General features: G+C 71.6%; 11 protein-coding genes, 1 pseudogene and 1 riboswitch. Of the genes and pseudogenes, 8 read left to right on the forward strand and 4 right to left on the reverse strand.

Annotated elements, in window-relative coordinates; all coding sequences use genetic code 11:
• Positions 1-13 precede the first annotated feature (13 nt).
• Positions 14-385 carry a WhiB family transcriptional regulator gene (locus ACSMXX_RS10285; RefSeq protein ID WP_473183735.1) on the reverse strand — a complete coding sequence of 124 codons (372 nt, stop codon included), beginning with the start codon at positions 383-385 and terminating at the stop codon, positions 14-16.
• Between the two features lie 222 nt (positions 386-607).
• Positions 608-1315, reverse strand: coding sequence for a DUF1707 SHOCT-like domain-containing protein (locus tag ACSMXX_RS10290; protein WP_473183736.1), 708 nt, complete (start codon positions 1313-1315; stop codon positions 608-610).
• Between the two features lie 206 nt (positions 1316-1521).
• On the opposite strand from ACSMXX_RS10290, the gene ACSMXX_RS10295 reads away from it, so the two are divergent.
• From ACSMXX_RS10295 to ACSMXX_RS10315, 5 genes and pseudogenes are all read left to right on the forward strand, one after another.
• Complete coding sequence (locus tag ACSMXX_RS10295; RefSeq protein ID WP_473183737.1) at positions 1522-3231, forward strand: fumarate hydratase; 1710 nt, start codon at positions 1522-1524, stop codon at positions 3229-3231.
• 278 nt (positions 3232-3509) lie between these two features.
• Positions 3510-4904: a class II fumarate hydratase gene (locus tag ACSMXX_RS10300; protein ID WP_473183738.1), complete on the forward strand. Its 1395-nt coding sequence runs from the start codon at positions 3510-3512 to the stop codon at positions 4902-4904.
• 131 nt (positions 4905-5035) lie between these two features.
• Positions 5036-5785, forward strand: a pseudogene (fomD, locus tag ACSMXX_RS10305) (cytidylyl-2-hydroxypropylphosphonate hydrolase); the annotation flags it as partial.
• Positions 5786-6443: 658 nt separating this feature from the next.
• Positions 6444-7073, forward strand: a complete 630-nt coding sequence (locus ACSMXX_RS10310) for a class I SAM-dependent DNA methyltransferase (protein WP_473184719.1) — start codon at positions 6444-6446, stop codon at positions 7071-7073.
• A gap of 51 nt (positions 7074-7124) precedes the next feature.
• A complete protein-coding gene (locus ACSMXX_RS10315; protein WP_473183739.1) occupies positions 7125-9533 on the forward strand; it encodes a SpoIIE family protein phosphatase in 2409 nt (802 codons plus the stop codon).
• A 95-nt stretch (positions 9534-9628) separates the two neighbouring features.
• Here ACSMXX_RS10315 and ACSMXX_RS10320 read toward each other — a convergent pair whose 3' ends face one another.
• Entirely contained in the window at positions 9629-10162 is a 534-nt protein-coding gene (locus ACSMXX_RS10320) for an alkyl hydroperoxide reductase (protein WP_473183740.1), read from the reverse strand.
• Positions 10163-10579: 417 nt separating this feature from the next.
• Between ACSMXX_RS10320 and ACSMXX_RS10325 the strand changes: the two genes are divergently transcribed.
• The 3 genes from ACSMXX_RS10325 (at position 10580) to ACSMXX_RS10335 (ending at position 12657) form a co-directional block, all read left to right on the forward strand.
• Positions 10580-11206, forward strand: coding sequence for a DUF4142 domain-containing protein (locus tag ACSMXX_RS10325; protein ID WP_473183741.1), 627 nt, complete (start codon positions 10580-10582; stop codon positions 11204-11206).
• Positions 11207-11326: 120 nt separating this feature from the next.
• Complete coding sequence (locus ACSMXX_RS10330) at positions 11327-12196, forward strand: alpha/beta fold hydrolase (RefSeq protein ID WP_473183742.1); 870 nt, start codon at positions 11327-11329, stop codon at positions 12194-12196.
• Between the two features lie 69 nt (positions 12197-12265).
• A riboswitch (guanidine-III (ykkC-III) riboswitch) is annotated at positions 12266-12330 on the forward strand.
• 12 nt (positions 12331-12342) lie between these two features.
• On the forward strand, positions 12343-12657 hold the full coding sequence (locus ACSMXX_RS10335; protein ID WP_473183743.1) for a DMT family transporter: 315 nt from the start codon (positions 12343-12345) through the stop codon (positions 12655-12657).
• Between the two features lie 83 nt (positions 12658-12740).
• Here the strand turns inward: ACSMXX_RS10335 and ACSMXX_RS10340 are convergent, their stop codons facing one another.
• Positions 12741-13079: a hypothetical protein gene (locus ACSMXX_RS10340; RefSeq protein ID WP_473183744.1), complete on the reverse strand. Its 339-nt coding sequence runs from the start codon at positions 13077-13079 to the stop codon at positions 12741-12743.
• Positions 13080-13253 lie beyond the last annotated feature (174 nt).

The raw sequence follows: 13253 nt of genomic DNA on the forward strand, positions 1-13253 counted from the left end.
CCCGGTGTGCCGCTCAGGCGATGCGGGAGACCTGCCCCGCGTCGCCGGCCGCGGCAGCGGCCTCCCGCCTGCGGCGCCGGGCCAGCACGACCCGCCGCTCGGCGGCGGTCAGCCCGCCCCACACGCCGTACGGCTCGGGGAGGACCAGGGCGTGCTCGCGGCACTCGATCATCACCGGGCAGCGGGCGCAGACCCGCTTCGCTGCCTGCTCGCGCGAGAGCCTCGCCGCAGTGGGCTCCTTCGACGGGGCAAAGAAGAGTCCCGCCTCATCCCGGCGGCAGACTGCCTCCGAGTGCCAGGGGCCTTCCTCGTCCTCGCGCGCGGAAGCTCGCTGCACGGGAACGGGGGCGGCTGCCTGAAGGGACTGATGCGGCGGTTGCAGCACGGTCTACTCCTGACGGGAACGACGGGGGGCACCTTCACCCGACTTGCTGCGCACGGCAGTTCGCGCTGCCGCCGTACGTGAAACGATGCCCAGGCTCTACCCGCTGTGTGCACCGGTATGCATACCGTAGGAATGCGGACGGGGTTCTCTGCCCGCCGATCCGTACGCCGATCCGGAGACGCCCCGGTCCGTTCCGGGTACCGGCGCCCCGTACGCGGGGACTCAGAGCTCCTTGCGCAGCCGGTCCCGGAGATCCCGCAGCCGCTTCCCCATCTTCGGCCTGGCCTCGACCCCGCCGAAGATCGCGGCTCCCTGCACGAGGACGACCGGAGCGCGCGGATCCTCGGCTTCCGTGGTGCGTACCTCGAAGCCGCCGAAGATCCCGGTGCCCTTCTGCCGGAGCGTGATGTTCTCGGGGACACGGATCTCGATCCCGCCGAAGATCGCGGTGGCGTTGAGCTGCACGTGCTGCTGCTCGAACACCGCCTCGGTCAGGTCGATCTCGATGCCGCCGAAACAGGCGAAGGCGTTGATCTTCCCCGGAACCCGGTAGCGGCCCTTGCGGGTGCTGCCGCTGAAGATGGCGACGACGTCGTCCTTCGGGAGGGCCCCGTGCGCCGACGCCGTCCACTCGTACTGAGCGGACTCGGACGCGGGCACCGCGTCGGAGCCCGTACGCCCTGCGGGCAGATCCCGTACCAGCGGCTCCAGTTCGCCGAGCGTCTTGGCGTTGTAGACGGCGTCGATGCGCTCCGCGTGCTCCTCCGCGTCGAGGCGTCCCTCCGCCAGGGCCTCGCGGAGGATGTCGGCGATCCGGTCGCGGTCGGCGTCCGAGGCGCGTACGGAGACCGCCGCCGCGTCGGGGTCCTTGACCGCGGGCTTGGTCTCCGGGGCGGTCCCGGGCTTCTTTTCCAGCGGAGAATCAGTCACATGAGCAGCCTACCCAAACGCGATAGATCGCGACTAGACCGGCGAGGGCTCCAATGCGTCCCGGGCGTCCCCGGCCGCGACTGAGGCCGACCTCACCCACACGGCCGGGTCCCGGCGCTCTACGCTGATGGGCGCGGCGCCGCGCTGCACCCGGCCGCGGACACGCCCCAGAGCCGTACGAGCCGTACGAGAGGAAGAGCCAACCGATGGCCGCCAGCCCGTCCCGACCGGACTTCACGTACACGGATCTGCTTCCGCTGGGCGAGGACCCGACCCCGTACCGGCTCGTGACCGCGGAGGGCGTGCGTACCTTCGAGGCGGACGGACGCACCTTCCTGCAGGTCGAGCCGGAGGCGCTGAGCAAGCTGGCCGCCGAGGCGATGCACGACATCTCGCACTACCTGCGTCCGGAACACCTCGCGCAGCTGCGCCGCATCCTCGACGACCCCGAGGCGAGCGCCAACGACCGGTTCGTCGCACTCGATCTGCTGAAGAACGCCAACATCTCGGCCGCGGGCGTGCTGCCCATGTGCCAGGACACCGGCACGGCCATCGTGATGGGCAAGCGCGGCCAGCAGGTCCTCACCGGCGGCGGGGACGAAGAGGCCCTCTCCCGCGGCATCTACGACGCCTACACCGAGCTCAACCTGCGCTATTCGCAGATGGCGCCGCTGAACATGTGGGACGAGAAGAACACCGGCACCAACCTGCCCGCGCAGATCGAGCTGTACGCGGCGGACGGCGACGCCTACAAGTTCCTCTTCATGGCCAAGGGCGGCGGCAGCGCCAACAAGTCCTTCCTCTTCCAGGAGACGAAGGCCGTCCTCAACGAGGCGAGCATGATGAAGTTCCTGGAGCAGAAGATCCGTTCGCTCGGCACGGCCGCCTGCCCGCCCTACCACCTGGCGATCGTGGTGGGCGGCACCAGCGCCGAGTACGCGCTGAAGACCGCGAAGTACGCCTCCGCCCACTACCTGGACGAGCTTCCCGCGGAGGGCTCCCCCGCCGGGCACGGCTTCCGCGACAAGGAGCTGGAGCAGCAGGTCTTCGAACTCACGCAGAAGATCGGCATCGGCGCGCAGTTCGGCGGCAAGTACTTCTGCCACGACGTGCGGGTGGTGCGGCTGCCCCGGCACGGGGCCTCCTGCCCCGTCGCCATCGCCGTCTCCTGCTCCGCGGACCGTCAGGCCAAGGCGAAGATCACCGCCGAGGGCGTCTTCCTGGAGCAGCTCGAGACGGACCCGGCGCGCTTCCTCCCCGAGACGACGGAGGAGCAGCTCACGGATGGCGCGGGCCCCACTGCCTCCGCCTCCGGGGACGAGGCCGTACGCATCGACCTCGCCCGTCCCATGCCCGAGATCCTCGCCGAGTTGTCCGGACACCCCGTCAAGACCCGGCTGTCGCTGACCGGCACGCTCGTCGTCGCGCGCGACATCGCGCACGCGAAGATCAAGGAGCGGCTCGACGCGGGCGAGGAGATGCCGCAGTACCTCAAGGACCACCCCGTCTACTACGCCGGCCCGGCCAAGACGCCAGAGGGCTACCCTTCCGGCTCCTTCGGGCCGACGACGGCGGGCCGCATGGACGCGTACGTGGCCCAGTTCCAGGCCGCCGGCGGCTCGATGGTGATGCTCGCGAAGGGCAACCGCAGCCCGCAGGTGACGGAGGCGTGCGCCACGCACGGCGGCTTCTACCTGGGCTCCATCGGGGGCCCGGCGGCGCGGCTCGCGCAGGACTGCATCAAGAAGGTCGAGGTGCTGGAGTACGAGGAGCTGGGCATGGAGGCGGTCTGGCGGATCGAGGTGGAGGACTTCCCGGCGTTCATCGTGGTGGACGACAAGGGCAACGACTTCTTCACCGACCCCGGCCCCGCACAGCCCTTCGTCACCTCCATCCCGGTACGCACGGGCTCCTAGCCGCAACGGCAACCCCACGACGGACGGAGTCCGGCGCAGCCACCCGAAGCTTGCGAGGCCCCCAGGGCCGAGCAATGCGAGGGCGGCCATCGGAAACGGTGCCAAGGGGAACGACTTCTTCACCGACCCCGGCCCCGCACAGCCCTTCGTCACCTCCATCCCGGTACGCACGGGCTCCTAGTACCGCCCGCGTACTGCGCACCGCGTTTGCGGGGTACCCGGCGGCGTCGGGAATGTCCTCGCGCTGCGGGGACGCTGCCTCGTACGGAGGTGCACGAATGAGCGACAGCCAGACCTACCGGACCGAGCACGACTCGATGGGCGAGGTCCGGGTGCCCGCGGACGCGAAGTGGCGGGCGCAGACGCAGCGCGCGGTGTGGAACTTCCCCATCAGCGGGCAGCGCCTGGAGCGTGCCCACATCGAGGCGCTGGCCCGTATCAAGGCGGCGGCCGCCCAGGTCAACGCCGAGCTGGGCGTGCTGGAGCCGGAGTTGGCGGAGGCGGTACGGGCCGCCGCCGAGGATGTCGCCGAGGGGCGCTGGGACGCGGAGTTCCCCGTCGACGTGTTCCAGACGGGCTCCGGCACCTCGTCCAACATGAACATGAACGAGGTCGTCGCCACGCTCGCCTCCGAGCGGCTGGGAGCGCCCGTACACCCCAACGACCATGTGAACGCGAGCCAGTCGTCCAACGACGTCTTCCCCTCCTCCATCCACATCGCCGCCACCGCCGCGGTCACCCGGGACCTGATCCCGGCGCTCGGCGCCCTGGAGGCGTCGCTGGCGCGCAAGGCCGAGGAGTTCGCGGAGGTCGTGAAGTCCGGACGCACGCACCTCATGGACGCGACACCGGTCACGCTGGGGCAGGAGTTCGCCGGTTACGCCGCCCAGGTCCGCCACGGCGCCGAACGGTTGCGGGCCTCGCTGCCGCGGCTCGCCGAACTCCCCCTCGGCGGTACGGCCGTGGGCACCGGCATCAACACCCCGCCCGGCTTCGCCGCCGCCGTCATCGACCGGGTCGCCGCGGCCGCCGGGCTGCCGCTGACCGAGGCCCGCGACCACTTCGAGGCGCAGGGCGCGCGGGACGCGCTGGTGGAGACCTCGGGGCAGCTTCGTACGGTCGGAGTGAGCCTCACCAAGATCTGCAACGATCTGCGCTGGATGGCCTCCGGCCCCCGCACCGGCCTCGCCGAGATCGCGCTTCCCGACCTCCAGCCGGGCTCCTCGATCATGCCCGGCAAGGTGAATCCGGTGATCCCCGAGGCCGTGCTGATGGTCGCCGCGCAGGTCACGGGCAACGACGCGACGATCGCGGCGGCCGGGGCCTCGGGGAACTTCGAGTTGAACGTGATGCTGCCCGTGATGGCCAAGAACCTGCTGGAGTCGGTGCGGCTGCTCAGCAACGCCTCCCGGCTCCTCGCGGAACGCACCGTCGACGGCATCACGGCCGATGTGGAGCGTGCCCGGGAGTACGCGGAGTCGTCGCCGTCCGTGGTCACTCCCCTCAACAGGCACATCGGGTACGAGAACGCCGCGGCGGTGGCCAAGAAGGCGCTCGCGGAGCGCAAGACCATCCGGGAGGCCGTCCTGGAGGCGGGCCATGTGGAGCGCGGCGATCTGACCCTCGAAGAGCTGGACGCGGCGCTCGACGTCCTCCGCATGACGCGGCCCTGAGTGGATATCAGGCGTGCTTCCGGGCACCCCCGGGCGGCGGCCGGCGGGCTGCCTCCGGGCGGGGCCGGGGGCAATGGCGCATTCGGCCTCGGCTCACGGCGGCGGGTGCCGGGCGCGCCTAGGATCTGCGCATGACAGCGGAGACGGCAGGCGCGGCGGGAGCGGCCGGCACACACGGCGACGGCGACGAAGAGGGCCGGAAGGGCCGGACGCGCCTGGGCGGTGGCAACGGCGGCACCGCCGGCGGCGGCGGAGGCCACTGGGCGCCGGGCACCCGCATCCTGTGGCGCTACCGCGCCAACGGCACCGGGCATCCGCACATCTGCCGGCCCGTCACCGTCGTACGCGACACCCCGGACCTGCTCGCCACCTGGGTGGCGCCGGGCACGGTCTGCGTCAAGCCCGAGATCGCGGACGGCACGCCCGTACACCACGAGCCGCTGGCGACCCGCTACACGAAGCCGCGCAGAACGGTGCTCTCGCGCTGGTTCGGGACGGGCGTGCTGAAGCTCGCCCGCCCGGACGAGCCCTGGTCGGTGTGGCTGTTCTGGGAGCGGGACTGGCGCTTCAAGAACTGGTACGTGAACCTCGAGGAGCCGCGGCGCCGCTGGGCGGGCGGCATCGACTCCGAGGACCACTTCCTCGACATCGCCGTCTACCCGGACCGCAGTTGGGAGTGGCGTGACGAGGACGAGTTCGCAGCGGCGCGCCACGCCGGCCTCGTCGACGACGCGCTCGCGGCACGGGTACGCGCGGCCGGGCGGTCGGTGGTGGAGCTGATCGGCTCGTGGGCGTCGCCGTTCCGCGACGGCTGGGAGGACTGGCGGCCGGACCCGGACTGGCCGGTGCCGCTGCTCCCGCGGAACTGGGACGGCAGTCCGCCGCCGTGCGGGGTGGCGCCGGCACCTTCCGGCGCGGACGCGGACGCCCCGGAGGCCCACGGCCCGGAAGCCGGCACCCCGGAGGCCCACGCCCCGGAAGCCGGCGCCCCGGAGACGGTTGGCGCCGGTGCGAACGGCGGCCCCGCATGGCACCGGCGAGGCGAACGGCGCCCCTCGTGAACGGTGCCCGTCCCGGGCCGGCGGCTGTCCGGAATCCGGTGCGTGCCCGGCCTGTTGGGTCCGGCAGCCGGACCACCCGTCCGGAACCGGCCGCGATCCGGGCCGGAAACGCCCCCGTCGGGCCCCGTCGAGCGCGTCGTGTTCCGTACTTGCGTGGATGTGCCGGATGTATCGGGCGACACGCACCCGCTTCGACCTCTCGTTCCCCCTTGCTGCGCCCCCATACTGCAAACGTAGGATCAACCTCCGTAGGCGCACTGCTGCAACAACTCCCCTCCCCCCTCGGGGATTTGGCGCGTGGCCAGAGAGGAGACCGAGCGTGAGCAGCACGGACGGAACCCCTGGTTCTCCCAGGCCGGAGGGCTCTGAGAGTCGCTCCGGGGCGGAGGACGAGGGCGGAGGTCCCCCCACGCCGGAGGGGGCGGTACGCCCTCCGAGGTCGAAGGCGCGCGCCTACAAGGACTTCGACTGGGACTCGATGGACCGGATAGGGCAGGCTGCCGCGTTCGACGCGATCGGTGACCGCTACGACGAGGCCTTCCCGCACAAGGAGGGCCAGATCGCCTCGGGTGCGTGGCTCGCGGAGCAACTGCCCGCCGGTTCGCACGTCCTGGACCTGGGCTGCGGCACCGGTCTGCCGACCGCCCGTCAGCTCGTCGAAGCGGGGCACCAGGTCACCGGGATCGACCTCTCACCTGGCATGGTGAAACTCGCCGAGGCGAACGTGCCGGACGGCGAATTCCGCCGCATGGACATCTACGAGGTGGAGAGGTACGACCTCGGGCCCTTCGACGGTGTCGCCGCCTTCTTCTCCCTTCTGATGCTGCCTCGGGCCGAAATTCCTTACGCGCTGCGCATGCTGCACCAGCAACTGCGGGAAGGCGCCCCGATGGCCATGTCGATGGTGGAAGCGGATGTAGATGACTTCACCTTGCCGTTCCTGGGCAACACGATCCGGGTATCCGGCTATCTGCGGGACGAATTGCGCCAGGTCGTGCACGAGGGCGGTTTCGAGATCGCAGGGGAGGACGCCTATGCCTACGCTCCGGCCAGCACGGACGTACCGCCCGAGATCCAGATCTTCCTGCAGTGCCGACGGCGACCGTAGGGGGCGGAGGGCAGTGAGCGCTGCGCGCGCGACAGGCGCGGCCCCGGATGGATGGAAACCGAACGCGTGACGGAGCACCAAGAGCCTGCGACCAGCACAGCAGTGCCGCCGCTCCCGCCTGTGGGCACGCCCGCGACGGGAGGGACCCCGGCGGGCCGTTCCGCGCGGCCCGGGGGGACCGGTGCGCACGAAGCGCGTGACGGGTCCGCGGGCCCGGCCACCGGTCCGGCAGTCGGACCTGCAGTCGGTCCTGCCGCCGCGGGTCCTGTGGCACGGTCCGCCGGCAGGGAGGCGCAAGCGGGTGCGTCGCGTACCTCGCACGACGGTGCGCTCCCCGGGGCGTGCGCCGGCGGCGAAGAGGTGGAGCAGGCACGCCCCGGCTCGCGGCCGCGGCCAGGCGCGGGGCACACGTCACAGAAGCAGACCGCCGAAGCCTCACGGGGCTCCGGCGGGAGGGGCGGCGGCCCAGGGCGCGCCGTCCCCGAACCGTCCCACGGCGGGCCGGGACCGGCGCCCAAGCGGCCGTCCCGTGCCCCGTCCCAACCCCCGACCGCGGAGAGCGGTGCCGTGTCTCATCCGACCACCGGCGACATGACCGCCGCCGACGTACCGCCCACCGCACCGCCGGCCCCGGCCTCCGGTCCCCCGTCCGCACGCGATGTCGCAGCCGGAAACGGCGACGCCGCCGAGCGCGAGCGGCGCGGAGGCGACCGGCTGCGCTTCGTCGGCGCCGCGACCCGCCGCATCGCACGCGGCATGGACCTCGACGAGACCGTGCTCGGACTGTGCCGGGCGAGCGTCCCCGCGTACTCCGACGCCATCCTGGTCTATCTGCGCGATCCGCTGCCCGTGGGCGACGAGCGTCCCACGGGCCCGCTGATGCTGCGGCTGCGGCGCAGCGACCGCATTCCCGACGACCCGCACGCCATGGTTGCCGCGGCCTCCGCGGCCGACGGCAGGCAGCAGCCGGACGGCGACACCGCGGCGGCAGGCCCGGGTGCCGCCGCCGGCCCCTCGCACGCCGCCGTCTCGGACGGCACGGCGGGCGCCGCCGAGTACGTAGAGGTGCTCTCCGGGGGCCCGCTGGCCGAGGTGCTGCGCGGCGTACGTCCCGTCTTCGCCGACGCGCCCGCCGCCCGCGACGCCCTTCCCGAACTGATCGGCAGCGGGCCGGATGTGCCCTCCGGGCAGCGCGCCATACTCGCTCCGCTGCGGGGACGGCGAAGAGTCATCGGTGCCGCCGTCTTCCTGCGCGGCCCGGAACGTGCCCCCTTCGAGCCCGACGATCTGCTGATCGCGGCTCAGCTCGCCACGCACACCGCGCTGGGTGTGGACAAGGCGGTGCTGTACGGGCGTGAGGCGTACATCGCCGACGAGCTGCAGCGCACGATGCTGCCCGACGAGCTGCCGCAGCCGACCGGCTGCCATCTCGCCAGCCGGTATCTGCCGGCGGCCGAGACGGCACGCGTCGGCGGCGACTGGTACGACGCGATCCCGCTGCCCGGCAGCAGGGTCGCCCTCGTCGTCGGCGACGTGATGGGCCACTCCATGACGTCGGCGGCGATCATGGGCCAGCTCCGTACGACGGCGCAGACCCTGGCCGGACTCGACCTGCCGCCGCAGGAGGTGCTGCACCACCTGGACGAGCAGGCGCAGCGCCTCGGCAGCGACCGCATGGCGACGTGCCTGTACGCGGTCTACGACCCGGTCGCCCACCGAATCATCATCGCCAACGCCGGCCACCCGCCGCCCGTGCTGCTGCACCGCGACGGCCGGGCGGAGGTGCTGCGGATACCAGCAGGCGCTCCGATCGGCGTCGGCGGTGTCGACTTCGAGGCGGTGGAGCTGGACGCCCCGGCGGGTGCCACGCTGCTGCTCTACACCGACGGGCTGGTCGAGTCGCGCCAGCGAGACGTGTGGACCGGCATCGAGCACCTGCGGGAGAAGCTCACGGCGACGGCCCGGCTGACCCGTCCGGACGCCTCGGCTCCGCTGGAGCCGCTGTGCGACGAGGTGCTGGACATCCTCGGCCCGGGCGACCGCGACGACGACATCGCGCTGCTCGCGGCACGGTTCGACGGGATCGCGCCGAGCGATGTCGCGTACTGGTTCCTCGACCCGCGTGCGCAGACCGCGGGACAGGCCCGCAGGCTGGCGCGGCGCGCGCTGGCCCGCTGGGACCTGGAGGAGCTGTCCGACTCGGTCGAGCTGCTGGTCAGCGAGGTGGTCACCAACGCGGTGCGGTACGCCGAACGCCCCATCACGCTGCGGCTGTTGCGTACGGACACGCTGCGCTGCGAGGTCGGCGACGACGTGCCGCAGCTGCCGCGGCTGCGGCAGGCGCGGGCGACGGACGAGGGCGGCCGCGGGCTGTATCTCGTCAACCGGCTCGCACGGCGCTGGGGTGCCACGCGGCTGTCGACGGGCAAGGTCGTGTGGTTCGAACTGCCGGTGTCCTGAGGTGATTCGAGGTCCCCGGGGTGACTCGGGGACCTCGTGGTGACTGGCCGGTTGGCCCCGCGCTCAGCAGAGCCTGCTGCCCTGCGCCTGGCCGCTCACGGGCGGAGTTGCGCCTCGGCCTCCAGGGTCGTGCCCACGGCCTGCACGACGGCGGCGATCTTGAACGCCTCCTGGACGGTCTCGCGGTCGGCACCCGCCTTGCGCAGCACCTGTTCGTGCGAGTCGAGGCACTGGCCGCAGCCGTTCAGCGCGGAGACCGCGAGCGACCACAGCTCGAAGTCCGCCTTCTCCACGCCCGGGTTGCCGATGACGTTCATCCGCAGGCCGGTCCGGAGGGTGCCGTACTCCGGGTCGGAGAGCAGATGCCGGGTGCGGTAGAAGACGTTGTTCATCGCCATGGTCGCGGCTGCGGTCTTGGCCGCCTCGTACGCCTCCGGGCTCAGGTTCGCCTTGGCCTCGGGCTCCAGCGCGCGCAGGGCGATACCCGAGCGGGCGGCGATCGCGCAGGCCAGCACCGTGCCCCACAGCTGCTGCTGCGAAAGCGGCGAATCGGCTGTGACGGAGCCGAGGTTGAGCTTGAGGTCCTTGGCGTACGCGGGAAGCGCCGACTTCAGATCTTCGAGAGCCATGGGCCGTTCACGCCCCTGCCGGCAGCTGGGCGGCATCGGGGAACGGGAAGGGCAGATCGCGCAGGTCGTCGTGGTCGGGGCGTCGCCCTGGGAACCTGTCACCTACGGTGAGCAACATGCCCTCCTTGCGCGGAGGAATGCCCGATTTACAGGGCATTCCTGGTGGTTGGCCGCACCCCACAGTGCCACAGCGTCCAGTGATCACAGAATCGCGGCGGCCGATGGGCATCGGGCCCCGCACCGGCTCGCGGAGGACGCCCGAACGGGCACGGAACCGTCCGGATGCAGCGGTATCGGCGCGCTGCGGCGCCGGTTCTTGTCAGGACGGACGAAAGCTTCGGCCACACCCTCACACGGTTCACTAAGATTCAGCGCACTTCGGAGATGTTGTGGAGAGGGGGGCGGATGCGGTCCGCCATGACGTCGGGACGAGCGATCGGCACTGTACTGGTCGTACTCGCGCTCGCAGGAACGCTCGCCGCTCTCGTGATGCCCACGACCTGGTTCGAGGGGAACCGGTCGAGCGCGCTCGCGAGATCCGGGTGGCAGGACGACGGCAGGGGAACCTGGAAGACCGAGTACGGGCCGCTGACCGCGCTGGACCGCGACTTCATCCGCAAGGTGCGCTCCGCGGGTCTGTGGGAGGGGCCCGCCGGCCGGTCCGCACAGGAGCGGGGTACCACGAAGTCGGTACGGATCATGGGTGACCATCTCGTCGACGGACACGAGGAGTTGGACAGGCGGGCCGTCAGCGCTGCCCGCGCGATGAAGGTCTCGCTGCCGACCCAGCCGACGGGCTCCCAGCGGGAGTACCTGAACGACATGGAAGTGGCCGAGGGCAAGGAGTTCGACAAGGTCGCCGTCGATCATCTGCGGAAGCAGCACGGCGTGGTCTTCGGACTCGTGAACATCGTGCGCGACAAGACCAACAACTCGATGGTGCGGTCGCTGGCGACCAGGGCCAACGCCATAGTCCTCGACCACATCACGGTCCTTGAGGACACGGGGCTCGTGAGCTTCGAGGATCTCAACAACGTGCAGTGAGCCGGCGGCCCGGGGAGCAACTGCCCGGGCCGGACGGACCTTCCCGGCTGTCCTGCGCTGGTGCCGGTGAGTTCCCGGCACGGACGATGAGTTCGTGGCACGGACGAGGTCGGCACTCGTATGGACACGCAGATACTCGAGACTCCCGAGGCCGGCCTGGCGTACGACGTCCGCGGCCCGCTGCCGCCCGCGGGCGGACGCCCGCCGCTGCTCATGATCGGGCAGCCGATGGACGCCTCCGGCTTCGGTGCGTTGGCGTCGCACTTCCCCGACCGCACCGTGATCACCTACGACCCCCGCGGCCTCGGCCGCAGCACCCGCAAGGACGGCCGGACCGACCAGGTGCCCGGGACACAGGCCGCCGACGTGCACGCCGTCATCTCCGCGCTGGACGCGGGCCCTGTCGAGATGTTCGCGAGCAGCGGGGGTGCGGTGACCGCGCTCGCGCTCGTCGCGGCGTACCCCGGTGACGTGGCCGCCCTGGTGGCGCACGAGCCCCCGCTGATCCCGGTGCTTCCCGACGCCCCGGCCGCCGAGCGGGCACGGGCGGGGTTCCGGGACGCGTACGAGGAGAAGGGCTGGGGTGCCGGCATGGCTGCCTTCATCGCGATGACGTCGTGGCGGGGCGAGTTCACCGACGACTACTTCGCCCGGCCGGCGCCCGATCCCGCCGCGTTCGGGATGCCGGCCGAGGACGACGGCTCCCGCGACGACCCGCTGCTCTCGGACCGTTCCTGGGCCGTCAGCAGCTACCGGCCCGACGTCGAGGCGCTTGCCGCCGCGCCTTCGCGGGTCGTGATCGCGGTGGGCGAGGAGTCCCTGGACACCTTCACATGGCGCACCTCCGTGGCGACGGCCGAGCTGCTCGGTCAGCAGGCGACGGTGTTCCCGAGCCACCACGGCGGCTTCCTCGGTGGCGAGTTCGGCTACGCCGGGCAGCCTGAGGCCTTCGCGCGCAAGCTGCGCGAGGTCCTCGACGATGCCGGCTGACGCCCGTCCTTCCCCGTCCCCCTCTGGTCGTCCGGCTCCACGGACATTTCCGGCTGTGAGACGCTCGTAAGCGAGACCACAACCGGATCTCCGGACGAGGGTTGCCGTACCCGGCCATGACAAGACGGCATCAGGGAATGATTGCCGTGGCATGGCTGGTTCTGCTGATCTCCGGCGTACTCGAAGCCGTCTGGGCGACCGCTCTGGGTAGGAGCGAGGGCTTCACCCGCCTCTTGCCCTCCGTCGTGTTCGTCGTCGGCCTGGTCCTGAGCATGGCCGGGCTGTCCTTCGCGCTGCGCACCCTGCCGGTGGGCACCGGTTACGCGGTGTGGGTCGGCGTCGGGGCGGCACTCACGGCCGGGTACTCGATGATCTCGGGGGGCGAAGCCGTCTCCCCGGTCAAGCTGCTCCTGCTGGCCGGCCTCGTCGGCTGTGTCGCGGGCCTGAAGATCCTTCACTGAAGGCCGGTCCAGAGCCGAGTCGGTGAGGTTCGGAGGCCCTTGACGGCCTGAGTGCGTCCTGCCGCGGGCAGACGGGCTCAGCCCTACCCGGCGTGAAACTTCTCCGCGAGGCCGCGATGCCTGTCCGCTGCCTGCCTCCCCTCTGCGGAGCTGATGGTCGACCCTGGCATGCGGCTCAGGCTCTCGATCTCCTCCGCGAAGCGCAGATGTTCGCGCCGGGCGTGCTCACAGCAGGCGAGGCAGGTGACCTTGCCCGGACGCGGAGAGGTCATCGCGTACGGCACCTGCACCCCGCATCCCGTGGTGACGACGCTCGGCAGGTCACCGGCCAGACCGAAGGTGGACGCCATCACGTTGCGGACAGCCGCATCGCCGCGGACGACCTTCGACTCGACATGGATGTGCGGATCCTCCCCGCCCATGTGTCCTCCTTGCCCGGCATCCGCAGTGCCCTCCGGCGGCACGCGGCTGCCGCTCGAGTCTGTCATGGGGTCGATACGCGGGTCTGCACCCGCGACGAGCACGCCCTCGCGAGCGCGGGCCCCCGGATCTCCTCATGTGTACGGGCGGGCGGCGAGCGGACAAACACCAACAGG

The organism is Streptomyces sp. DSM 116795, assembly GCF_055792905.1.

Excerpts from the sequence above, each read along its gene's own strand:
- ACSMXX_RS10320 (WP_473183740.1), bottom strand. The coding sequence starts at position 10,162 with ATGGCTCTCGAAGATCTGAAGTCGGCGCTTCCCGCGTACGCCAAGGAC.
- ACSMXX_RS10300 (WP_473183738.1), top strand. The coding sequence starts at position 3,510 with ATGAGCGACAGCCAGACCTACCGGACCGAGCACGACTCGATGGGCGAG.
- ACSMXX_RS10315 (WP_473183739.1), top strand. The coding sequence starts at position 7,125 with ATGGAAACCGAACGCGTGACGGAGCACCAAGAGCCTGCGACCAGCACA.
- ACSMXX_RS10340 (WP_473183744.1), bottom strand. The coding sequence starts at position 13,079 with ATGGGCGGGGAGGATCCGCACATCCATGTCGAGTCGAAGGTCGTCCGC.
- ACSMXX_RS10330 (WP_473183742.1), top strand. The coding sequence starts at position 11,327 with ATGGACACGCAGATACTCGAGACTCCCGAGGCCGGCCTGGCGTACGAC.
- ACSMXX_RS10295 (WP_473183737.1), top strand. The coding sequence starts at position 1,522 with ATGGCCGCCAGCCCGTCCCGACCGGACTTCACGTACACGGATCTGCTT.
- ACSMXX_RS10325 (WP_473183741.1), top strand. The coding sequence starts at position 10,580 with ATGACGTCGGGACGAGCGATCGGCACTGTACTGGTCGTACTCGCGCTC.
- ACSMXX_RS10310 (WP_473184719.1), top strand. The coding sequence starts at position 6,444 with ATGGACCGGATAGGGCAGGCTGCCGCGTTCGACGCGATCGGTGACCGC.